Origin of the sequence: Gordonia sp. SMJS1, from assembly GCF_029866425.1 — a bacterium.
GTDB lineage: Bacteria > Actinomycetota > Actinomycetes > Mycobacteriales > Mycobacteriaceae > Gordonia > Gordonia hongkongensis.
In genome coordinates, this window is sequence record NZ_CP123381.1 from 4,360,321 (window position 1) to 4,381,684 (window position 21,364).

Genomic DNA, 21,364 nt, shown 5'->3' on the forward strand with positions numbered 1-21,364 from the left:
GGGTCGGCGCGCTCGATACGCTATCCGCGTGCCGTTTGCCCTTCTGAGCCAGACCAGCCGCGCCGACGACAAGAAGGCCGTCCGCGCCGCGGTCGCCGACGCCCTCACCGATCCCGACGTCACCCGACTCGTCGTCGAGCCGCGCGTCGCGGAGCGCTTCGCACCGACCGTGGCGCACGAGAACGACATCTTCCTGTCCCAGGTGCTGGCCGCACTGATGGTCACCGAACGACTCGACGTCGAGATCGCATACGTCTCCGCCGAGGCCACGCCCGCGACGCGTCGCTACCGGTTGCCGCACGGGCCGGCGGCCCGCGAGCTCGCCGAGCACGGCACCGCGGTCGCGGTGCCGCTCGTCCGCGACGACGCCGCGACCGTCATCGTCGGCAGCGCGCGTCACCTGGGCGCCGAGGGCGCGAAGCTGCACGGTGAGACCTACGTCGACAACGAGCGCCTCTTCGACGGCGAGGTGCGTTCGATCCTCATCGAACCGACCCTGACCGCACCCGGCCTCCGCGCGCAGGTGGAGCGGATGTTGTTGCCGGGCAAGTGGTTCACCGGGCGCGCGTGTCAGACGGGCGGGACCAACGTCGTCGTCGAGCGCGAGGGCGTCGTGAACCCGCGCGTGCTCAAGCGCTCGACGTTCTACCGCCACGTCACCGATCTCCTGCTGGTGCGCCCCTGATCCGGGACTCAGGCGACCGGCCGCGCCTGGGGGCCCGTCGTGAGGTGGAGATCGTCGCGCCGGATGAGCGTCGTGGCCACGACGCTGATGATCGCGGTCAGCACGAGGTAACCGGCGGCGAGCCACGGTGACCCGCCGGCCGCCCCGATCAGCGCGGTGAGGATCAGCGGCGTCAGACCCGAGGCGTAGATGCCGGAGAACTGGTAGACGACCGACAGTCCGGTGTAGCGCACCGGGGTCGGGTACAGGCTCGCGAACAGGGTGCCCTGCGCGCCGTAGAAGAGTGCGTGGATCACCCCGAAGACGATCACCAGTCCCACGGTGAACCACAGCAGGTTCGAGGTCCCGAACAGCGCGAACACCGGGTAGACCGCGACGCCGTAGGCGGTGATCCCGATCAGGTAGATCGTTTTGGCGCCGTACCTGTCGGTGAGCAGTCCGGAGAACGGGAGCAGGGCCGCCATCACGAGCGAGGCGATGGTCACGGCCACCAGGACCGGGACCTTCTCCATGTCGAGTTCGCTGGTCGCGTAGGCGATCGCGAAGACGCCCCAGGTGTTGAAGGCCGATCCCTCTCCCCATCGGGCGAGGAGGCCGAGAACGGTGTTGCGCGTGTTCGGCGGGACCACGACGTCGCGCAGTGGTGCCGTGGACTTCTTGGCGAGCTCGGCCACTTCGGCGAACGCCGGCGTCTCGTCGACCTTCAACCGCACGACGAACCCGATGACCACCAGGACGATGCTCACTCCGAACGCGATGCGCCAGCCGTAGGTCAGGAACGCCTGCTCGTCCGAGGGCCACCTGCAGCAGCGCGAACACTCCGGTGCCCAAGGCGAGTCCGAGGGCCAGGCCCATCTGCGGGATGCTCCCGAACAGACCGCGCTTGCCGTCTGGGCTGTGCTCGACCGACAGCAGCACCGCACCTGCCCACTCCCCGCCCAGCGCGAAACCCTGCACGATGCGCAGGAGGAGCAGGAGGATCGGGGCGAGCACACCGACCGTCTCGGCGGTGGGCAGCACACCCATCAGGGCGGTCGCGACGCCCATCATCACCATGGTGATCGCGAGCGTGCGCTTGCGGCCGATGCGATCGCCGATGTGCCCGAAGACGACTCCGCCGATCGGGCGCACGACGAAGCCCACCGCGAACGTCGCGAAGGACAGCAGGGTGCCGACGAACGAGCTCTGGTCGGGGAAGAACAACTGGTTGAACACGAGGCTCGCCGCGGTCGCGTAGAGGAAGAAGTCGTACCACTCGACGGTGGTGCCGAGAAGGCTTGCGGCGATCAGCGTGAACGAAAAGTTGCGGTCGGCGTCCGCACCTCGCCGTCGCCACGGGAGGGGCGGTCGGACCTCAGCGGCCCGCGGCGAAGTAGTCGTCGAGTGTCACCATGCGCAGCTTGCGATTTCGGATGATCTCGACGAGTTCCGGATACACCTTGGTCACCGGTTCGTGATTGGCGTGGCCGATGACGATGCTCTGCGGACGGAAGTACTTGCGCGCGCAACGGATGAGGTACTTCTCGGTGATCAGGCCGGAGTCGGACAACGAGCCGTACCAGAGGGTCGGCACCGTGAACCGAGGTCGGCGGCCACCGCGTCGACGCCAGCGTCGTGGTACCCGAACGGCGGGCGATAGTACGGCGTGCCGTCGACACCGAACTGGTTGCTGAGGAACCGTTTGGTCCGGCGCAGTTCGTCGGCCACCCCGCGCGAGGACAGCTCGGTGAGCGCGGGATGACTCCACGTGTGATTGCCCAGCTGGATCTGGCCGGACTCGACGAGCGGCCGCAGGGTGCTGCGGTGGTCGGTCCAGCCGTCGAACGAACCGGTGACGAAGAAGGTGAACCGGGCGCCGGTGTCCCGGGCGAACTTCACATAGGCGCCGATCACCTCCGAGCTCGCGCCGTCGTCGACCGTGAGCGCGAGACACCGGCCGGGACCGGGCAGTGCGGTGATGGCCCCGTCTGGCAGCGGTCGGCGGGTTCCGACCGCCGGCGGCAACAGTCCCGACGACGGGACGGCCGTCGTGCTGGTCGGCCGCGGCGGGGTGGACGGCCCATCGGCCGGGTCGATCTCGGCCGCCGGGACCGGCGTCGCGCAGCCCACGAGGGCGCTCGAGGTCAGAGCCCCCACGGTGCCGGCGGCGAGCACCGCGAGAAAATCGCGTCGTTCCATTCGCCGCAATGTAGGGCATAACCGACATTCACGGCGCCACGACGCACGGTCACCAGGTCATCTCGTCACGACAACGTCGCTGATGGTCGTCGGGGTCGATCTGCACCGTCGCGTGTTCGAGACCGTGGCGGGCCAGGACGGCCTGCGCGGCCGGCAACACCTCACCGTTGGGCCGACTGCTGCCGAGATGCACGGTGGCGACGTCCATCCCGGTCGTCAGCGTCCAGACATGGAGGTCGTGCACGTCGTCGACGACGGGGATGTCGGCCAGATCGGCCCGCAGGGCCTCGACGTCGATGTGGGCCGGCGCCTGCTGGTTGAGGATGCGCAGCGCGTCGAGCGCGAGTCGCACCGCCCGCGGGACCACCCACAGCGCGATCAGCACCGCGACGACGATGTCGGCGTAACCCCACCCGGTCGTCATCGCGACGACGCCGGCGATCAGCACGCCGACGCTGCCCACGGCGTCGGCCAACACCTCCAGGTAGGCGCCGCGAACCGCGATCGACTCCTTGGCGTCCGCCCGCAACAGCAGCATGACCCCGAGATTCACCAGCAGACCGATCAGGGCCACCACGATCAGCGTGAGGCCCGGGACCTGCGGGTCGCTACCGATACGCTCGACCGCCTCGTAGAGCACGAAGACCGCGACGCCCATCAGCAGCACGGCGTTGGCCACGGCGGTGAACACCTCGGCGCGATGCCACCCGAAACTACGGGTGTCGGTGATCCGCCCGTGCCGGCCGAGCAACAGCGCGATCAGCCCCATGACGAGTGCGACGACATCGGTCAGCATGTGCCCGGCGTCGGCGATCAGCGCGAGCGAGTTCACCAGGATGCCGGTCACGAGCTCGACGACGAAGTAGCCGCCGATCAGCCCGACCGCCAGCACCATCGGCCAGAGCCGACGCTGTCCCGCAGCCGCGGCGGGAGCGTGCGAGTGCGAATGTGAGTGCCCCATGATGCCGGTCAATATATGCAGAACTTCGCATATGTGGCAACAGCCGGGTCAGCTCCGCAGGGTCGCCAGCGCGGAGGATCGGCGGAGCCCCGCGGTCATCAGCAGGTCGACGAGCAACGACCGGATCTCGGCCAGCAGGGCGGCCTCCGACAGTTCGCTGTTGGTCACCAGATCGGCACGCGCCTTGCGCACGATGCTGCGGATCACCCGCGCGGCGTCGGCCTGATCGGGTTCCTCGCCGGGGTCCGCCATCATCATCGCGCGTAACACCTCGAACGCCCCGGCGAGATCGTCGATGATCTCGATCAGCTCCGGCTGCACCGCGACACCCCGCTGGGTGAGGCCGAGGGAACGCCGGGCGATGATCCGGAAGTTGCGGACCGCGTTGTCGATGGGGTCGGCCGTTGCCGAGATCCGGTCCAGCCGCATCCTCGATCCCCAGTACAGGGGCGAGATGCGGGTGACCTCGCGGCCGCCGGTCATGTCCGATCGCATCTTGTTGATCTCGGCCTGCGTCCCGCGACCTGCTTCGAGGGCGGCGGCGATCAGCTCCTCGTCGCGTTCGCGGAGTCCGGTGGCCAGCCGGCGAGCGGCATCGCGGACCGTCGCCAGGACGCCCGCCGCGTCGCGTCGCGCTCGGCTGGCCGGGTTCACCGGCAGCAACGCACCCACGAGGATCCCCACCAGCCCGCCGATGAGGGCGTCGATCGCGCGATGGAAACCCGCCACCCCACCGGGCGGGAGGAGTGTCGCGACCAGCGCGGCCGACGAGGCGGCCTGCATGGGGACGAGCGGACCGTCGTCGAGGAAGACCGCCACCAACATCGCCAGCGCGACGACGACCATGATCTGCCAGGCGCCTTCGCCGACGAGACTGATGAAGAGGTCGCCGACGAGGATGCCGATCGCGACGCCGCCCACGAGTTCGGCGGCCCGGCGCCAACGCTGTCCCAGGGAGAGCCCGAGCGAGATCACCGCGGCGATCGGCGCGAAGAACGGATCGGGATGATCGAAGATCTCCACCGCGATCCACCACGACGCCCCCGCCGCCAGCGCGCACTGGACGATCGGGACCAGCGACACGCGTAACCGGCGCAGCCGGTTCTTCAGCGGCGCGGGCATCGCGTTGAACACCCGGCGCGGATACGACGGGTTCGCGGCAGTCGATGCCATCAGGCGGATGTCATCCGCGGGTGACCGGTCGACTCGGTGCGATCACACGAGGCCGAGTTCGGCGGCCGCGCGCGGGTCGCTGTCATTGAGCAGGTCGAGGCAGCGCAGGTGCTCGTCCTCCTCGCCGATCAATTCGGCGGCCCGGGCCAGCGCCCCGACGCAGCGGAGGAAGCCGCGGTTGGGTTCGTGACTCCACGGCACCGGCCCGAAACCCTTCCAGCCGTGGCGTCGGAGCTGGTCGAGGCCGCGGTGGTAACCGGTCCGGGCGTAGGCATAGGCCGCGATGACCGCGGCGGTGTCGATGTCGTCGCCGGCGGAGGCCGTCTTCGACGACTCGAGAGCCGCCTCGGCCAGGTAGGCCCAGGCGATCGAGGCGGTCGGGTGTGCGGCTGCGACCGCGGCCGGCGCGGCGCCGTTGAGCAGGTCCGATTCGGCGTCGTCGTCCCCGGTGAGCAGAACGGGTTGCGGGCCGAGTAGATCTCCGAAAGACGTCATGTCCTCTATTCAAGCACCGCCTGCGGACTCCGACGCCGTGCGCTCGCGGCGGCCGGCGCCCATTCGATCAAATGCCCTAGTGCTGGACCGCCGGGCCGTTCGCTAGGGTGAATGGCGCAATCGGTCCTGCTGCCCGCCGCTGAACGGCGACGCCGGGCGGCCGGGCCGTAGTCGTGCACGGGCGAGATGCGGGGTGATTCAGTCGATGGCGCGATCCGACAGGCCGAGAGCCGCTGTCACCAAGGCACTGTCGACGCTCAAGCAGGTGCGGGACGAGCGCCGGGCTCGTCAGACGGACACGCGGCCGACCCCCGATACTGTTCCGACCGGCACCGACGCCGCTCCACCCAGCACCAGCAGAGAGGGTCACGAGCCACCCGTGGACGATCCCACCGAGAACGAGACCGCCGACGACACGGCCGCCCCGACCGAGGCGACCCCAGCGGAGTCCACGACAGACGCGTCCACGTCCGAGGAGACCACCACGCGCAAGGCAGCGACCGACAAGGACGCGACGGACAAGGACGCGCCGGACAAGGATGCGAAGCAACCCGCGGCACCCACCCCGAGAGGTGGGCGTGGGATCGACGGCGCCACCCAGATCATCAACCGCGACAACCTCCCGTCCGCCGAGGACCTCGAAGACCTGGACGACATCGACCCGCTCAGCGAGGCGCCCGACACCGCGGAGACCGTGTCGACCCAGCCCGACGACGCCGAGGCCGCCCCGCCGGCACCGGCCCGGCTCGGCCCGAGCGACTCCGCGACCACCGTCATCCGTCGCTCGGATCTCCCGGACGCCGCCGAGCTCGAGAACCTCGACGACATCGACCCGACGGCCCCGGAGCCCGAGGCAGCGTCCGCCGGAGAAGAGAGCGCCGACTCCACGACCGAGGGTTCTGACGCCAAGGCCGCGTCCACCGAGTCCGGCTCCGCACCCGAACCCGAGTCGGACCAGGACACCGGTGCGGACGCCGAACCGGTGCTCGCCGACGACGACACGGACCCGTCGACGGGCACCGCGGTCAGCGCCGGTGTGGCCGCGGCGGGCGCTGCGGCCGTGGCAGCCGGAACGACTCGTGACTCCGACGACGAGGCCGAGTCCGAGTCCGTGGATACCGACGTGGCGCCAGACGAGGCAGCGACGGACGAGGCGGCAGCAGACGAGGCAGAGGCGCACCAGGACCCCGTAGCCGACTCGGACGCCGAGAACGAGCCGGCCGAAGCCGAGGGCGTCGAGGCAGAGGGCGCAGAGGCCGACGGCGTCGAGACCGAACCAGCACCGGCGGAGCCGGTCGCGGAACAGCCTGCCCCGGACGAGACCCCCGCGGACGCGGCGACAGCAGACGACTCGACCGCAGACGACTCGGCCGTGACGGAGGTCGACTCGCCGACCGAGACCGACGCTGCCGCCGACGCTGACGCCGACGCCGACTCCCCCACCGAGGCGATCGCCGTCCCGACCGGCGAGAACACCGACGCCACCGAGCCGGACAACGCCGACACCGACACCGAGGACGAGGACGACTCCGGTTCGGACGCGGCGACGGCCGTCATCCCGGCGGCAGTAGCGGCATCCGCCGCCGCCAAAGCCCGGACCGAGCCCGACGCGCCGGCCGACGACGACGCGCGGACGACCCCGGAGCCGGCCGTGGCCGCGTCGACCGCCGGATGGACGACCACCGACCGCGAGCCCCAGGTCATCCCGGGCAGTGACCCCAAGGCACCGCGCAAGAAGCGCGGCAAGGGTCTGCTGATCGCCGCGGCAGCGATCGTGGTGGCCATCGTGGCCGTCGTCGGCGGTATCTTCGCCTACAGCAGCCTGCAGGCACCGGCGCCCGCGGACGAAGCCGCGACCGTGGCCATGGACTACACCACCGCGCTCTACGAGGGCGACCTCGAGACCCTGCGATCGGTCACCTGCGGTGAACTCAATGCGTTCTACACCGACTTCGACGACGCCGCGTACGAGCGGACCTACGAGGCCCAGCGGTCTCGCAACGAGCTCGTACAGACGCAGGGAATCAACGCGGTCCGGGTCGTCGAGGGCGGAGATCAGGCCGTCGTCGAAGTCGTCGCGGTGCACACCAACGCCCCGGACCAGCCCGAAACCGTCACGCTGAACCTGCAGCGCGACGGCGACGACTGGAAGGTGTGCAACCCCACGTGACGAGCGGACACCGGCCGGGCCCGCCGCCCGGAACCGGGTGGCCGCTCCACGCCGGGTTTCTACACCCCGCCGTCCCGTCCGGTGGCACCCGCCGCATCGGCGCCGCGGCCGCGTCCCGCCGCGGACAACCGTCTCGAGGAGAACCGGGTACCGAGCACCCGGATCCGGCCCTATCCGGTCGAACCGCCGCGGCGATCGCGGTCGCGTGTCGACCCGGCCGTCGTGATCGCGGCGCTCGTGATGATCGCTCTCGCGGGTGCGGTCGTCGTCGGACTCGCCATCACCTGAACCCGGCCGCCGCGGGGACCGGGCCTTCCAAGCCTGAAAACAGTTCTGCCCGCACCCCTTTCAGGGTGCGGGCAGAGTGCTGTGCGTCTGTCAGGCAGTCAGGGACTTGCCGTTGGACTTGAGGTCGTTGCACGCCTCGACGACGCGCTCGCTCATGTTGGTCTCGGCCTTCTTGGACCAGCTGCGCGGGTCGTAGACCTTCTTGTTGCCGACGTCGCCGTCGACCTTCAGCACACCGTCGTAGTTGCTGAACATGTGGCCGGCGACCGGGCGGCTGTAGGCGTACTGCGTGTCGGTGTCGACGTTCATCTTCACGACGCCGTAGCTCAGGGCCTCGTCGATCTCGCTCTTCAGCGAGCCCGAACCGCCGTGGAACACGAAGTCGAAGGGCTTGGCGGCATCGCCGAGGCCGAGCTTCTTGGCCGCGACCTCCTGGCCGGTGTTGAGGACGTCGGGACGCAGCTTGACGTTGCCCGGCTTGTAGACGCCGTGCACGTTGCCGAAGGTCGCCGCGAGCAGGTAACGGTTGCCGGAGTCGCTGGCACCGAGCGCCTCGATGGTCTTCTCGAAGTCCTCGGGGGTGGTGAACAACTTGTCGTTGATCTCGTTCTCGACGCCGTCTTCCTCACCGCCGACCACGCCGATCTCGATCTCCAGGATGATGTTGGCCGCGCCCGCCTTGGCCAGCAGTTCCTTGGCGATCTCCAGGTTCTCGTCGAGCGGTACGGCGCTGCCGTCCCACATGTGCGACTGGAAAAGCGGGTTGCGACCGGCGTCGACGCGCTCCTGCGAGATCTGCAGCAGCGGCCGGACGTAGGTGTCGAGCTTGTCCTTGGGGCAGTGATCGGTGTGCAGACCGATCAGGACGTCGTACTTGGCCGCGACGACGTGCGCGAACTCGGCGAGGGCGACCGCTCCGGTCACCATGTCTTTGACACCCTGGCCGGACCCGAACTCGGCGCCACCGGTCGAGAACTGGATGATCCCGTCACTGCCGGCATCGGCGAAACCCTTGATCGCGGCGTTGATCGTCGACGACGAGGTGCAGTTGATCGCGGGGAATGCGTAACCGCCCTTCTTCGCCTTGTCGAACATCTCGGCGTACTGCTCCGGGGTTGCAATGGGCATCGACGAATCCTCCAGGGTGTTGATGTGCTCTGGTGTTCGGGTTCTCTCGCCGTCGACTGATGTTTCGGTGGCGAGCAGCCGGACTTCCCGCGGCCGGACTTCTCCCAGTATGGCAGGTGCCACATCGCCCGGCGCGGGCACCATTCGTGCCCGGACCTGCTGGAAAACGGCGGTGGCGGACCCGTGAGATTCTGTCCTCGACGGACGCGCAGGTACTCTGGCTCCCCGTGATCGACTCCGCACTTGCCACCACGACCACCAACCTGGCGCTGCTACCGGGATTCCTGGATCCGGTGAACCTGCTGAATTCGTTCGGCACGTGGATGCTGGCCGGTCTGCTGCTGGTCGTGTTCATCGAGTCGGGTCTGCTGTTCCCGCTGCTCCCCGGCGACTCGCTGCTCTTCACCGCGGGCCTCATCGTCGCGGCGAAGTCGGCGGAGATCGAGCCCTTCGCCCCGCTGTGGGTGCTGCTCGTCCTGATCCCCATCGCGGCGTTCCTGGGCGACCAGGTCGGCTACTGGATCGGCAAGAAGGCGGGGTACTCGCTGTTCCGGCCGGACGCGAAGATCCTGAAGCAGGTCTACATCGAGGAAGCGCACGAGTTCTTCGAGAAGCACGGCCCGGTGACGATCATCCTCGCGCGTTTCGTCCCGATCGTGCGCACCTATGCGCCGCTCGTCGCCGGCGCCGCGAAGATGCGGTACCCGATCTTCCTCACGTACAACATCGTCGGTGCGATCGCCTGGGGTGCGGGTGTCACCCTGCTCGGCTACTTCCTGGGCCAGATCGAGTTCATCCGCGACAACATCGACTACATCTTCCTGTTCATCGTCTTCATCTCGGTGCTGCCGATCATCTCCGAGATCGTCAAGCGCATCCTGCGCTCGCGGAAGAAGGTCGTCGAGGAGGAGCCCCTCCCCGCCTCCGACGAGGCCAACAACTCCGCCCCTCCCGCTGGTTGAGCTCCGTCACCACGCCTACCCCCGCTGGTTGAGCCGGCCCCGAGCGAAGCCGCCGGGCCGAGCAAGCGACGAAGGAGCGCGTCGAGGTCGCGGCGCCGAGTCGAAGCCACCCGCGCCCGTCACCACGCGGCGTCGAGTTCCGCGTGCTGACGGACCCACGCGTGCATGGCGATCCCGGCCGCGACGCCCGCGTTGATACTGCGCGTCGAACCGAATTGCGCAATCGACACGGTGAGGTCGGCCGCGCGCTGCGCGTCGTCACTGACCCCCGGACCCTCCTGCCCGAAGACCAGCACGCAGTCGCGCGGTAGATCCGCCGTCTCGAGCGGCAGGGCTCCCGGCGTGTTGTCGACCGCCACCACGGTCAGTCCCTCGTCACGAGCCCAGTCGATGAGATCTGCCACCGTCTCGTGGTGCATCAGGTGTTGATAGCGGTCGGTCACCATCGCTCCGCGACGATTCCACCGACGTCGTCCGACGATGTGGACGGCGGCCACCGCGAAGGCGTTGGCGGTGCGCACCACGGTGCCGATGTTGGCGTCGTGGGCGAAGTTCTCGATGGCGACGTGCAGCGGATGCCGCCGGGCATCGATGTCGGCGACGATCGCCTCGCGCGACCAGTACCGGTAGGCGTCGACGACGTTGCGGGTGTCGCCGTGGGCGAGCAACTCGGCGTCGAGGCGCGGGTCGGCGGGTGCGAGTTCACCGGGATGTTCGACGGCCCAGGGCCCGACTCCCACGGCCGGCCCGGTCTGCCATTCGGTGGGACCGGGTACCGCGCCGGACTCGTCGGCGGAACCCGCCGGGCCGGCCTCAGTCAAGCCCGAGGTCGCCGAGATCGAGGAGCGAGCGGTACGGCACGCCGAGACCCGTGATGACCGCGTCCGCGCCGGTCGCGCGGTCGACGACAGTGGCCACTCCGACGACGTTGCCGCCGATACCGCGGACGGCTTCGACAGCCGTCGACGGAGAGGCGCCGGTCGTGCTGGTGTCCTCGACGACGAGCACGTCGCGACCGAGGATGTCGGGGCCCTCGATCTGGCGTTGCATGCCGTGTGCCTTGGCCGCCTTGCGGACGACGAAGGCGTCGATCGGCCGGCCGTCGGCGTGCATGATCGACGTCGCCACCGGGTCCGCCCCGAGGGTGAGACCGCCCACGGCGACGTAGTCCCAGTCCGCGGTCAGTTCCCGCATCAACCGGCCGATGAGGCGGGACGCCTCGTGGTGCAGCGTCGCGCGGCGCAGGTCGACGTAGTAGTCGGCCTCCTTGCCCGACGACAGCGTCACCTTGCCGTGGACCACGGCGAGGTCGCGGACGAGCTCGGCGAGCCGTGCCTTCGCGGTCGGATCGACCTGCGGGGTCTCGGCGGGAACCGGGGCGGACGAGGACATGCGGCTTCCCTCTCGGTCGAACATGGAGCGTCAGGCGATCAGTTGCGGTGCCGGTTGGGCCGCTCGCCGGTGTCGCGGCGGGGTGCGTCGTCGGAGGTCCCGGCGGACCCGCGGACGGGCATCGGCGACATCCGGCGGCCCCCGGTTGAAGGGGCCGGGGGCTTGCGGGCCGCAGCCGGGCTCTCGGGATCTGCGGACGCGCCGGTCTGGGACGCCGGTGCCGTCGAGGTGCCGGCGGCCTGCCGACGGCGCTTGTCGCGGAGGGACTCGGTCTTCTCGTCGGCGAGCTCGGCCCGCGTGGGTCCGTGCGGGTCGCGCGGATCGGGTGAATCCTCCGGCTCTCGCATCGGCGGCAGCACCCGGAGCAGATCGGCGAACCGGCGGACGACCTCCAGGCCGGTGTTCAGCTTGGCCGGGTCGTTGGTCACCGGCATCGAGCCGAGCGCCCAGTTGCCCTCGTTCCACAGGACCTCGACGAACGCGGGCGCCTTGTTGGCGAGGGCCACCATGCGGCGGTCGCAGACCCGGCGGGCGACGTCGAGGTTGTTGGAGAACATGACGCGCGGGCCCATCGCGCCCAGCAGTTCCACGTCTTCCTCGGCGGGCGCGAGGACGTCCTCGTGCCGGAGGTCGACGACGACGTGCGAGGGTGAGGAGCGTCGGACGGCGATCACGGTCGCGGTCTCGGCCAGGTCGAAGACCACGGCCTCCACCCCGGCGTAGTGGCCGTAGGCGACGTCCTGGACCGGGATGTGGTCGCCGACGTTCATCGTGGCGCGCCGAAAGACCTTGCGCAGCTTGGTGTCCGACTCGCGGAACTTGAACTCGTGCTCATCGCCCCAGACCGCACGCTGGTGCCGTGCGACGCTCGACCGCTGGCGGTCGAGCCACAACAGGACACCCGCACCCAGTAGGGCCACGGCGGCGATCAGGAAATAGACGGTGGTCATCGCGCTACAGCCTACTATCGGCGGTCCCGCGGTGAGGTCATCCGCCTACCCGGATGTACCCGCGTTCCTTGTCGACGACGTTGACCAGCATCTCGGCCGGGTCCGCGGTACCCGCCGCGACATAGCGCCGCAGGTTGTCGAGGACCTGCTCGGCCAGCGCCTCGCGCCATCCGACGGCATCTCCGCTCATGTGCGCCGAGATCGCGACCCCGGGCAGATCCCACAGCGGGCTGTCGGCGGGCAGCGGCTCGGTCACGAAGACGTCGAGCGTGGCCGCGCCGAGGTGGCCCGAGCGGAGCGACTCCACGAGGGCCGCCTCGTCGACGAGTTCGCCGCGGCCGACGTTGACGAGGTGGGCGCCGGGTTTCATCGCCGCCAGCACCGTCGCGTCGATCATCCCGGCGGTCTGCTCGGTCAGCGGCGCGATTGCGACTACGGTGTCGAATCCGCCGACCTGTGCGGCGAGATCGTCGGTGGCCACGACATGCCCGAAGTCCGGATCCGAGTCGCGAGCGGTCCGGCCGGCCCCGACCACCCGGACACCCACCGCGCGAAGCAGTTTCGCGATCGCGCGGCCGATCCCGCCGGTCCCGATCACCAGAGCGGAGGTGCGGTGGGTCGCCACGGTCTCGCGGTGTCGCCATTCATGATCGCGCTGCAGCGCCATCGATTCGTGTAAACCCTTGTGCCGCGCGAGGACTGCGGCGAGGACGAACTCCGCGATCGGCCGGTCGAAGACGCCGTGGGCGTTGGTCACCACGACGTCGGAGGCCCGTAGCCCGTCGAAGAGCAACGAGTCGACGCCCGCCGCACACACATGAACCCAGCGCAACGATGCCGTGGCCGCGCCCCAGTGGTCGGCGAGGCCACGGGAGAAGAAGTCCCACAACACGAGAACGTCCGCACCCGGCAGGGCCGCGCCGAGATCGTCGGCCGTGCAGAGCCGTACCGTCGCGAGCTTCTCGAGCTCGGCGAGGTTGCCCGGCGGGGGATCGTCGGGCGAGATCAGCAGGGCGACCACGGGCGCGTGTGGGGTCATGACCCCACCGTAGGTGACGGGTCGGTGCGTTCGTCGATGACGAAGAGCAGCAGCGTCACCGCAAGGAAACCCGCCGGCACCCAGGCGGCGCGGCCACCCATCACCTGGGTGCAGACCGCCCCGACGAGTGCGCCGCCGGCGAACACCCCGACCACGCGGCCGTAGACCGTCAGGGCCTTGCGCGCGTCCGGGGCCCGGTCGACGGTGACGCCGTACCCGGCCTCCACGAGGCGCATCAGATTCCCGGTCGTGGCCACCGCGATGTAGTTGAGATCGCCGATGTTGCGGAACAACTCGATCTGCATGGCGGTGATGAACGAGATGGGGATGGTGACGAACGAGTGCGGGACGGAGGTGGGGACGAAGCCGATCACGACGAGGATGCTCACCTGCAGCGCCATCGTCACGCGGATCGGGTACACGAGGAGATGGTCGAAGCGGCCGGCCTTCACGTGCACCGCCAGCACGACGCCGACGAGGAACGCGAGGATCGGCCAGAGATGACCGGAGGCCTGATACCAGTGCTGCTCCGACAGATTCAGCGCGAGCAGGATGACGTTCCCGGTCTGGGCGTTGGCGAACACCCCGCCCCGGGACAGATACGTGTAGCTGTCGAGAAAACCGCACGCCGCGGTGATCAGCAGGGCGAAGCGCAGCGACGTCGACGTGGTCACAGGACCACCGGGATCGAACCGGTCCGGCACCCCGACCGGTCGAGCAGCGAACCCAGTCGCTTCGGGGTCTCCAGCGTGACCGAGCGGTCGGCGACGACGAGTCCCGGCACCCGGCTCTCGAGCTGCTGCTCGAACTCGGACAGTTCGCCGACGGTGTGCAGCCAGACAGCCATCAGGATGTTCGCGGTACCGGTGACCTCACAGCAGACCCGTACCTGGGGTAGTTCGTCGAGCGCGTCGACGAGCGCCGAGATCGACCTCGACGACGCCCGCGCCCAGACGTTCGCCGTGACGGGCCATCCGCTGATCACGTGCGACACCTCGCATCTGATCGACAGGACGCGTTCGGCGACGAGTGCGGTCAGCCGACGCCGGACGGTCGGCGCGCTCAGACCACTCGCGGTCGCCAGATCGACCGCCGAACGCCGGCCGTCCTGCGCCAGGGCGGCGATGAGCTTCAGATCCATCTCATCGGGTTCGTGCGCCAGCGGGCGGTGCTCGGGTCGGTGCTCGGCGAGCACCGACTCCTCGGCGTCGGACAGTGTGTGCACCCGCCAGCGTTCGCTCTCGCCGAAGACACGCATCACCACCCTCGTCCGGGTCCGGGCGACCCCCTCGAGGTCGGCGAGTCGCTGCACCCAGTCGCCGAGGAAGCCGAGATCGGGGACCATCACGGTCAGCAGCAGGTCGCCGTCGCCCGCGGTGCGCTGGATGGTGGCCACGTGCCGGTCCGCCGACAACCGCTCGACGAGCGCCGCACGCCGTGACGAGGTCTGGACCTCGACGAACGCGCTGCAGCGGGTGTTCAGGTACGCGGCCCCGGGATAGGTCACGATCCAGGCGAGACCGCTGTCGACGAGCCGCTCCCAGCGTCGGGCCGCGGTCGCCGCGCTCACGCCCACGACGTCGCCGACGACGCCCCACGGCGCCCTCGGCGCGACCTGCAGAGCGTGAACGATCTGATAATCGAGGTCGTCCGGCACGCAACAATCCTGCATCACGAGGTGAACTTTTTTCGGTTTCGGCAGACGCCGGGACAGTCCGCGGCAGCGCTCCTACGTTTCCTCCCAACACCCCAGTGGCCGCTTGAGCGGCCCGAGATCGAGGAGGACGATTCGTGAAGGTCTGCGTCATCGGCGGAGGTCACGGCTCTTATGCGGCCGCGGCCGAGCTCAGCGAGAAGGACCACCATGTCACCTGGTGGCGACGGGACGGCGCAGCGTTCTCGTCCCTGGTCGAGCGCGGCACGCTCGAGATCGACGACCACCGCGGCCGGCGGCAGATCGGCGTCGACGGCGGAGCGGGCGGCGGGATCTCGATCGTCGCCGACCTCGCCGAGGCGGTGTCCAACGCCGAGGTCATCGTCGCGCCGGTTCCGGCGTTCGCCCACGAGTCGCTCGCGCGGCAGCTCGCCCCGCACCTGCGCGACGGCCAGGTCGTCTACCTGCCGCCGGGCAGCTTCGGGTCGTTCGTCTTCGCGCGGGCGGTGCGCGCGGCCGGCAATCCCGCGGACGTCGCGTTCGCCGAGACCGGGACCCTGCCCTACCTCGCACGCAAGCACGGCGACACCCGGGTCGTCGTCAGCGGGTACGCCACCCGTCTGCCCACCGGAGTGTTCCCGGCCCGGCACACCGATCGGGCGCTGGCGGTCCTCGGTGAGGTCTATCCCGCCGTCGAACGCAGCGAGGACGCCCTCAGCGGCGCGCTCATGAACGCCGGCCCGATCATCCACCCGCCGCTGATCCTGATGAATGCCGGTCCGCTGGAACACTTCCCGTCGTGGGACATCCACAACGAGGGCACCCAGGACGCCATCCGGCGGGTCACCTCCGCGCTCGACGCCGAACGCATCGCGGTCCGGGAGGCGCTCGGCTACGGCGCACCGCACTTCCCGCTCGCCGACCACTACACCGCCGACGGCGACGAGTGGATGTACGGCAATGCCGCCCACGAGAAGCTCACCGACAGCGGCGACTGGCGCGAGAACATCGACCTGCACACCCACCGCTACATGACCGAGGACGTCGAGATCGGGCTGGCGCTGCTGAGCTCGGTGGGGCGGTGGGCGTCGGTACCGACGCCGGTGGCCGACGGCCTGCTCGCCCTCGCCGGCGCGGTCACCGGACGTCCGGCCGCAACCGGCGGCCGGACCCTGGAGAACCTGGGACTGGCCGACCTCGACCGGTCCGGCATGCAGGCACTGCTCCACGACGGACCGGCCCAGTGACGGGTCGCCACGTCGCCGTCGTCGGCGCCGGCCGGATGGGTCAGGGCATCGCCGCCGCGCTGGCCTTCGGGAACGTGTCGGTCACGGTCGTCGACCTCCGCGACCGCGGTGCCGACGCCGCGGCCTACCTCGACGGGGTTCGCACCGCGGTCCGTCAGGCACTGGCGCACAAGGTCACGCTCGGCCTGCTGGCGATCGAGGACCTCGACGACGTCGCGGCGCTGGTCACCGTCGTCGGCGAGGTCGACGCCCTGGGTCCGATGGCCGGCGCCGATCTGGTGTTCGAGGCGGTACCCGAGGTCGCCGAGATCAAGCGCGACGCGCTCGCGTGGATCGAGGCGATGGTCGGCGACACCGTCCCCATCGCGTCGACCACCTCGAGCTTCCTCGTCGACGAGCTCGCCGGGGCGTTGTCGGCCCCGGAGCGATTCCTCAACGCGCACTGGCTGAATCCGGCTGACCTCATGCCGCTCGTCGAGGTCGCGCCGGGCACCGCCACCGGCCGCGGGGTCGTCGACGCCACCCGCGACCTGCTCGTCGCGTCGGCAAGGTACCCGTCGTGTGCGCCCCGTCGCCCGGGTACATCGTGCCCCGGCTGCAGGCGCTCGTGATGAACGAGGCGGCCCGGATGGTCGACGAGGGGGTGGCTAGCGCCGAGGACATCGACACCGCGGTGCGCATCGGATTCGGCTCGCGCTTCGCGGTTCTCGGCCTGCTCGAGTTCATCGACTGGGGTGGTTGCGACACCTTGTTCCACGCGTCGAATTACCTGCGTGGTGAACTCGGCGAGCGGTTCGCGCCCGCCCCGCTGGTCGAGTCCAACATGACCTCTGGGCGTCGTGGGATATCCGACGGCGCAGGCTTTTACGAGTTCGACCCGGCCACCGTGGCCGACTACCGCGCACAGCGGATCGCCGACTTCGCCCGCGTACTCGACGCGGTCGGGCGTCTCGCCCGGCACGAGGAGTTCAGCACGGCCGACTGACGGATCGGGCGACGACCTCACCCGCCACCGGACCCGGTTCCGGTGGCGCGGTGAAGCGTGCCCGAACGCGGCCAATAGCTGAGCGCGGTAAAGCTTTTCCCGATTCCCACCGCCTCGCGGGTTCGACACAATCGATCCATCCACGAGTACAGCCAACGAACGACGGCCTCGAGGGTCCGTTCGCCCACCGATGAGGAGTGATCCGTGGTAACTCTCGACAATTCTGCACCACCCGACCCCTCGGCCACCGGCACCGGCCGGCCGCGCCGGGAACGGACCACCCGCGTCGCCGTCGCGTCCGGTGTCGGCACGATCATGGAGTTCTACGACTTCGCGATCTACGGCACCGCGACGGCACTGGTCTTCAACAAGATCTTCTTCAACGTCGACGATCCCTGGTTCGGCACCTTCCTGGGCTTCGCGACCTTCGCGGTCGGCTTCGTGATGGCGCCGATCGGCGCCCTGATCTTCGGACACTTCGGGGACAAATTCGGTCGACGCAAGGCGCTGACCGCCGCCTTCCTGCTCATGGGCGGATCGACCCTGGCCATGGGCGTCCTCCCCGACTACCAGGCCATCGGGATCGTGGCACCGATCATCCTGGTCTTCCTGCGCATGGTGCACGGCATCTCGCGCGGCGGTGAGATCGGCGGCGCCGCCCTGCTCGCCGCCGAACACGCGCCGACGCACCGGCGCGGTCTGTACGGCTGCTTCGTCACCCTCGGTTCGCCGGTCGGCGGCATCCTGGCCAACCTGTCGTTCGCCCTCGTCCTGCTGTTGCCGATGGAACAAGTCCTGGCCTGGGGCTGGCGGATCCCGTTCCTCATCGGCGGTGTCGTGCTGGCGATCGGGGTGTGGACCCGGTCCCGCGTCAGCGAGACTCCGGACTTCGTCGAGTCCAAGCAGGCCGAGGAGAAGTCGCCGCCGGCCTTCGCCGTGCTCCGCCAGAACTGGCGTCGCGTCGCGCTGGCCGCCGGTATCAACGTCGGACAGAACTGTTACGCCTTCCTGCTGTTCACGTTCATGCTCTCCTTCCTGACCGAGACCGATCCGGGACGCGGCTTCGACCGGTCCCCGGTGGTCTTCGGCAGCACGCTGGCGCTCGCCTGCCACGCCGCGACGGTCGTGCTGGGCAGCTACCTGTCCGACCGGCTGGGCCGCAAGACGGTGATCGGATTCGGGATGATCACGTCGCTGCTGTTCGCTCCGATCCTGTTCTCCGTCACCGCATCCGGGTCGTTGGCCGCCTGCATCACGGTCATCTCCATCGGCTTCGCACTGACCGGGTTCGTCTATGGTCCGATGCTCACCACCTTCGCCGAGCTGTTCCCGATCACGCAGCGCTACAGCGGCATCGGGATCGGTTTCCAGGTCGGCGCGGTGCTGGGCGGCGGCCTGGCGCCGATGATCGCGAACCGGATCGTCAGCGCCACCGGCAGCGTGATCCCCGTCGGCTTCTATGCGGCGGCCCTGATGGCGATCAGCCTCTGCTGCCTGATGGTCATCCGCGAGACGGCTCCCGCGCTCGCCGGGCGACCCACGTTGCGACAACGTCTGCGCAGCTGACCTCGCGGGCCAACCATTGACAGCATCCTGTCATTAATGACAGGATGCTGTCATAGTCGTCCGAAGGAGGCACCATGAAGACCGTCCATCTCGCCCTGTACCCGACGCTCGCCGATTGGGAGTTCGGGTACGTCGCGTCCGGCATCAACAATCCCGAGTACCAGGCCGAGCCGGGAACGTTCCGGATCGTGACCGTCGGCGCGACGACCGAGCCGGTCCGCACCATCGGCGGGGTCACGATGGTGCCCGACACGACGCTCGACGCGATCACGCCCGAGGACAGCGCGATGCTCGTCCTGCCCGGCGCCCAGATCTGGGAGACCAACGACGCCTTCGTCGACGCCGCGCGGCGCTGGTCCGAAGCCGGCACCCCGGTTGCCGGGATCTGCGGCGCGACAATGGGTCTCGCGCGGGCCGGACTACTCGACGACCGACGCCACACCAGCAACGCGCCGGAGCAGTTGTCGCCCACCGGTTATGCCGGGGCCGCCCACTACGTCGACGCCCCCGCCGTCACCGATCGCGGTGTCATCACCGCGGCGGCGATCGCCCCGGTCGACTTCGCACGGGAGGTCTTCGCGTTGCTCGGCGTCTACACGCCGCCGGTGCTCGACGCCTGGCATCAGCTCTACGGCCACCAGGATCCCAGCGGCTTCTACGCGCTAGCCGGCGAGCAGTGAGAGACCCGCAGGACCTGCTGTCAGCCTCCGCGCTGACAGCGTTCCGGCTGAACGGGCAGTTTCTCGCACTCGCCGAGCGTCTCGCCGAACCCGCCGGGCTGACCGCCACGCGGTGGCAGGTGCTCGGCGCGGTGCTCGACGAACCGCTGCCGGTCGCGGGCATCGCACGGGCGATGGGGATCACGCGCCAGAGCGTGCAGCGCACCGCCGACCTCCTCGTCGCCGACGGACTGGCCGAGTACCGCGACAATCCGGCCCACCGTCGCGCCAAGCTCGTCGCCCCCACCGCGGCCGGCCTCGCGGCCGTCCGGGCGATCAACCCGGGCCATCGCACGGCGGCCATCCGGTTGGCGGCCGCACTCGACCCGGCCCGGTGGGAGCACGCCTTGACCGCACTCCGCGATCTCAGCGCCGCCCTCGACGAACTCGACGACCAGCGTTGATGTCTAATTGTTGACAATCGTACGATCGAGCGTCACCGTGTAGCCATGACTGCCGGCGTCGAGTCCCAGATCCACAGTTCCCAGGTCCGCACCGACCGGATCGCGTCGCTGAGCCCCGCCCTGAAACAGGCGACTCCCGTCGTCGTCGACACTGCGGCCGGTTCGTGGATTCGGGGCACCGACGGTCGCGACTACCTCGACTTCACCACCGGTATCGGCGTGACCAGTACCGGCCATTGCCACCCGCACGTCGTCGCGGCCGCGCAGGCGCAGTGCGCGAAGATCATCCACGCGCAGTACACCACCGTGATGCACACCCCGCTCCTCGAGCTCACCGCCCGACTCGGGGCGGTACTGCCCACGGGCCTCGACTCCGTCTTCTACGCGAACTCCGGTTCCGAAGCCGTGGAGGCCGCCGTCCGTCTCGCCCGGATGGCCACCGCGAAGCCCAACATCATCGTGTTCCAGGGCGGCTTTCACGGCCGGACCGTCGCCGCGGCCAGCCTGACGACCGCCGGAACCCGCTTCTCCGCCGGTTTCTCGCCCCTGATGAGTGGCGTGCACATGGCTCCGTTCCCCTACGCCTACCGCTACGGCTGGGACACCGACACCGCGGTCGACTTCGCACTCCGTGAACTCGACTATCTGCTGCAGTCGCGCGTCGCGCCCAACGACACCGCGGCCTTCCTCATCGAGCCGGTGCTGGGCGACGGCGGATACCTGCCCACCCCGCCCCGCTTCCTGCAGGGCCTGCGCGAGCGCGCCGACCGCCACGGCATCCTCCTCGTCCTCGACGAGGTACAGGCGGGATTCGGTCGCACCGGCAGGTTCTGGGGTCACCAGCACGCGGCGGGCCTGACCCCCGACATCCTGATCACCGCCAAGGGCCTGGCGTCGGGATTCCCGATCTCGGCGATCGCGGCGCCGACGGAACTGATGAGCAAGGCGTGGCCGGGGTCGCAGGGCGGCACGTACGGCGGCAACGCCGTCGCGGCCGCCGCCGCGATCGCGACCCTCGAGGTGATCGAGTCAGAGGGCCTCGTCGAGAACGCGCGCGTCCGCGGTGAGCAGCTGCTCGCCGGTCTGCGGCAGGTGTGTGCACCGTTCCCGGGCGTCGGCGACGTCCGCGGGCTGGGGCTGATGGCCGGCATCGAGTTCATCACGACCGATGCCGCCGGGAACACGACGCCCGACGCGGCGGCCGCGCTCGCCGTTCAGCAGGCCACCACCACCCAGGGGTTGCTCTCACTCACGTGCGGGCCGTCGGCCAACGTCGTGCGCCTGATCCCCGCCCTGGTCGTCACCGCCGAGGAGATCGACCTCGGCATCGCCCGCTTCGGTGCCGCGCTCGCCGCGGCCCTGGGCTAG

General features: G+C 69.7%; 21 protein-coding genes and 2 pseudogenes. 11 read left to right on the forward strand and 12 right to left on the reverse strand.

The window, feature by feature from the left end; translation table 11 throughout:
* Positions 1-28: 28 nt before the first annotated feature.
* Positions 29-685 (forward strand): hypothetical protein, encoded by a 657-nt coding sequence (locus QAD21_RS19765; RefSeq protein WP_068971378.1) that lies wholly within the window; start codon positions 29-31, stop codon positions 683-685.
* 8 nt (positions 686-693) lie between these two features.
* Here the strand turns inward: QAD21_RS19765 and QAD21_RS19770 are convergent.
* The 5 genes and pseudogenes from QAD21_RS19770 to QAD21_RS19790 form a co-directional block, all read right to left on the reverse strand.
* Positions 694-1,978 (reverse strand): annotated as a pseudogene (locus tag QAD21_RS19770) (MFS transporter); the annotation flags it as partial.
* A 61-nt stretch (positions 1,979-2,039) separates the two neighbouring features.
* A pseudogene (locus QAD21_RS19775) lies at positions 2,040-2,863 on the reverse strand (polysaccharide deacetylase family protein).
* Positions 2,864-2,912: 49 nt separating this feature from the next.
* Positions 2,913-3,824: a cation diffusion facilitator family transporter gene (locus QAD21_RS19780; protein ID WP_280360164.1), complete on the reverse strand. Its 912-nt coding sequence runs from the start codon at positions 3,822-3,824 to the stop codon at positions 2,913-2,915.
* 48 nt (positions 3,825-3,872) lie between these two features.
* Positions 3,873-4,997 (reverse strand): FUSC family protein, encoded by a 1,125-nt coding sequence (locus tag QAD21_RS19785; protein ID WP_280360166.1) that lies wholly within the window; start codon positions 4,995-4,997, stop codon positions 3,873-3,875.
* A gap of 42 nt (positions 4,998-5,039) precedes the next feature.
* Entirely contained in the window at positions 5,040-5,492 is a 453-nt protein-coding gene (locus QAD21_RS19790) for a DUF3151 domain-containing protein (protein ID WP_065629570.1), read from the reverse strand.
* Between the two features lie 379 nt (positions 5,493-5,871).
* Here QAD21_RS19790 and QAD21_RS19795 point away from each other — a divergent pair, with 379 nt between their 5' ends.
* Together QAD21_RS19795 and QAD21_RS19800 are read left to right on the forward strand one after the other, a co-directional pair.
* Positions 5,872-7,662, forward strand: coding sequence for a hypothetical protein (locus QAD21_RS19795; protein ID WP_280360168.1), 1,791 nt, complete (start codon positions 5,872-5,874; stop codon positions 7,660-7,662).
* An 81-nt stretch (positions 7,663-7,743) separates the two neighbouring features.
* Positions 7,744-7,950 (forward strand): hypothetical protein, encoded by a 207-nt coding sequence (locus QAD21_RS19800; protein WP_280360170.1) that lies wholly within the window; start codon positions 7,744-7,746, stop codon positions 7,948-7,950.
* A gap of 90 nt (positions 7,951-8,040) precedes the next feature.
* Here QAD21_RS19800 and fbaA read toward each other — a convergent pair whose 3' ends face one another.
* The gene (gene fbaA / locus QAD21_RS19805; protein ID WP_068971816.1) at positions 8,041-9,078 is read right to left on the reverse strand and encodes a class II fructose-bisphosphate aldolase; all 1,038 of its coding nucleotides are present in this window, start codon (positions 9,076-9,078) and stop codon (positions 8,041-8,043) included.
* 227 nt (positions 9,079-9,305) lie between these two features.
* Between fbaA and QAD21_RS19810 the strand changes: the two genes are divergently transcribed.
* Positions 9,306-10,040: a VTT domain-containing protein gene (locus tag QAD21_RS19810; protein ID WP_068971817.1), complete on the forward strand. Its 735-nt coding sequence runs from the start codon at positions 9,306-9,308 to the stop codon at positions 10,038-10,040.
* 119 nt (positions 10,041-10,159) lie between these two features.
* Here QAD21_RS19810 and QAD21_RS19815 read toward each other — a convergent pair whose 3' ends face one another.
* From QAD21_RS19815 to QAD21_RS19840, 6 genes are read right to left on the reverse strand one after another with little or no spacing between them, the layout of a single operon-like run.
* Positions 10,160-10,861, reverse strand: coding sequence for an RNA methyltransferase (locus QAD21_RS19815; protein ID WP_259936174.1), 702 nt, complete (start codon positions 10,859-10,861; stop codon positions 10,160-10,162).
* Positions 10,854-11,432 (reverse strand): orotate phosphoribosyltransferase, encoded by a 579-nt coding sequence (pyrE, locus tag QAD21_RS19820; RefSeq protein WP_259936173.1) that lies wholly within the window; start codon positions 11,430-11,432, stop codon positions 10,854-10,856. Before pyrE ends, QAD21_RS19815 begins: the two co-directional genes overlap by 8 nt.
* Positions 11,433-11,470: 38 nt before the next feature.
* Positions 11,471-12,382, reverse strand: a complete 912-nt coding sequence (locus tag QAD21_RS19825) for a hypothetical protein (protein WP_068971820.1) — start codon at positions 12,380-12,382, stop codon at positions 11,471-11,473.
* Positions 12,383-12,419: 37 nt separating this feature from the next.
* Entirely contained in the window at positions 12,420-13,421 is a 1,002-nt protein-coding gene (locus QAD21_RS19830; RefSeq protein ID WP_159371437.1) for a D-2-hydroxyacid dehydrogenase, read from the reverse strand.
* The gene (locus QAD21_RS19835; RefSeq protein WP_101819762.1) at positions 13,418-14,095 is read right to left on the reverse strand and encodes a YoaK family protein; all 678 of its coding nucleotides are present in this window, start codon (positions 14,093-14,095) and stop codon (positions 13,418-13,420) included. Before QAD21_RS19835 ends, QAD21_RS19830 begins: the two co-directional genes overlap by 4 nt.
* The gene (locus tag QAD21_RS19840; RefSeq protein ID WP_259936172.1) at positions 14,092-15,078 is read right to left on the reverse strand and encodes an Lrp/AsnC family transcriptional regulator; all 987 of its coding nucleotides are present in this window, start codon (positions 15,076-15,078) and stop codon (positions 14,092-14,094) included. The genes QAD21_RS19835 and QAD21_RS19840 overlap by 4 nt, the downstream gene beginning before the upstream one ends.
* Before the next feature lie 134 nt (positions 15,079-15,212).
* Here QAD21_RS19840 and QAD21_RS19845 point away from each other — a divergent pair, with 134 nt between their 5' ends.
* The 7 genes from QAD21_RS19845 (at position 15,213) to QAD21_RS19875 (ending at position 21,364) form a co-directional block, all read left to right on the forward strand.
* Entirely contained in the window at positions 15,213-16,322 is a 1,110-nt protein-coding gene (locus QAD21_RS19845; RefSeq protein WP_065629563.1) for an NAD/NADP-dependent octopine/nopaline dehydrogenase family protein, read from the forward strand.
* The gene (locus QAD21_RS19850) at positions 16,319-16,933 is read left to right on the forward strand and encodes a 3-hydroxyacyl-CoA dehydrogenase NAD-binding domain-containing protein (RefSeq protein WP_280360171.1); all 615 of its coding nucleotides are present in this window, start codon (positions 16,319-16,321) and stop codon (positions 16,931-16,933) included. Before QAD21_RS19845 ends, QAD21_RS19850 begins: the two co-directional genes overlap by 4 nt.
* A complete protein-coding gene (locus tag QAD21_RS19855; RefSeq protein ID WP_280360172.1) occupies positions 16,933-17,307 on the forward strand; it encodes a 3-hydroxyacyl-CoA dehydrogenase family protein in 375 nt (124 codons plus the stop codon). Before QAD21_RS19850 ends, QAD21_RS19855 begins: the two co-directional genes overlap by 1 nt.
* Before the next feature lie 204 nt (positions 17,308-17,511).
* Positions 17,512-18,873 carry an MFS transporter gene (locus QAD21_RS19860; protein ID WP_259936171.1) on the forward strand — a complete coding sequence of 454 codons (1,362 nt, stop codon included), beginning with the start codon at positions 17,512-17,514 and terminating at the stop codon, positions 18,871-18,873.
* A 74-nt stretch (positions 18,874-18,947) separates the two neighbouring features.
* On the forward strand, positions 18,948-19,553 hold the full coding sequence (locus QAD21_RS19865) for a DJ-1/PfpI family protein (RefSeq protein WP_259936170.1): 606 nt from the start codon (positions 18,948-18,950) through the stop codon (positions 19,551-19,553).
* Complete coding sequence (locus QAD21_RS19870) at positions 19,550-19,996, forward strand: helix-turn-helix domain-containing protein (RefSeq protein WP_065629559.1); 447 nt, start codon at positions 19,550-19,552, stop codon at positions 19,994-19,996. Before QAD21_RS19865 ends, QAD21_RS19870 begins: the two co-directional genes overlap by 4 nt.
* Positions 19,997-20,041: 45 nt before the next feature.
* Positions 20,042-21,364, forward strand: coding sequence for an aminotransferase class III-fold pyridoxal phosphate-dependent enzyme (locus tag QAD21_RS19875; RefSeq protein ID WP_259936169.1), 1,323 nt, complete (start codon positions 20,042-20,044; stop codon positions 21,362-21,364).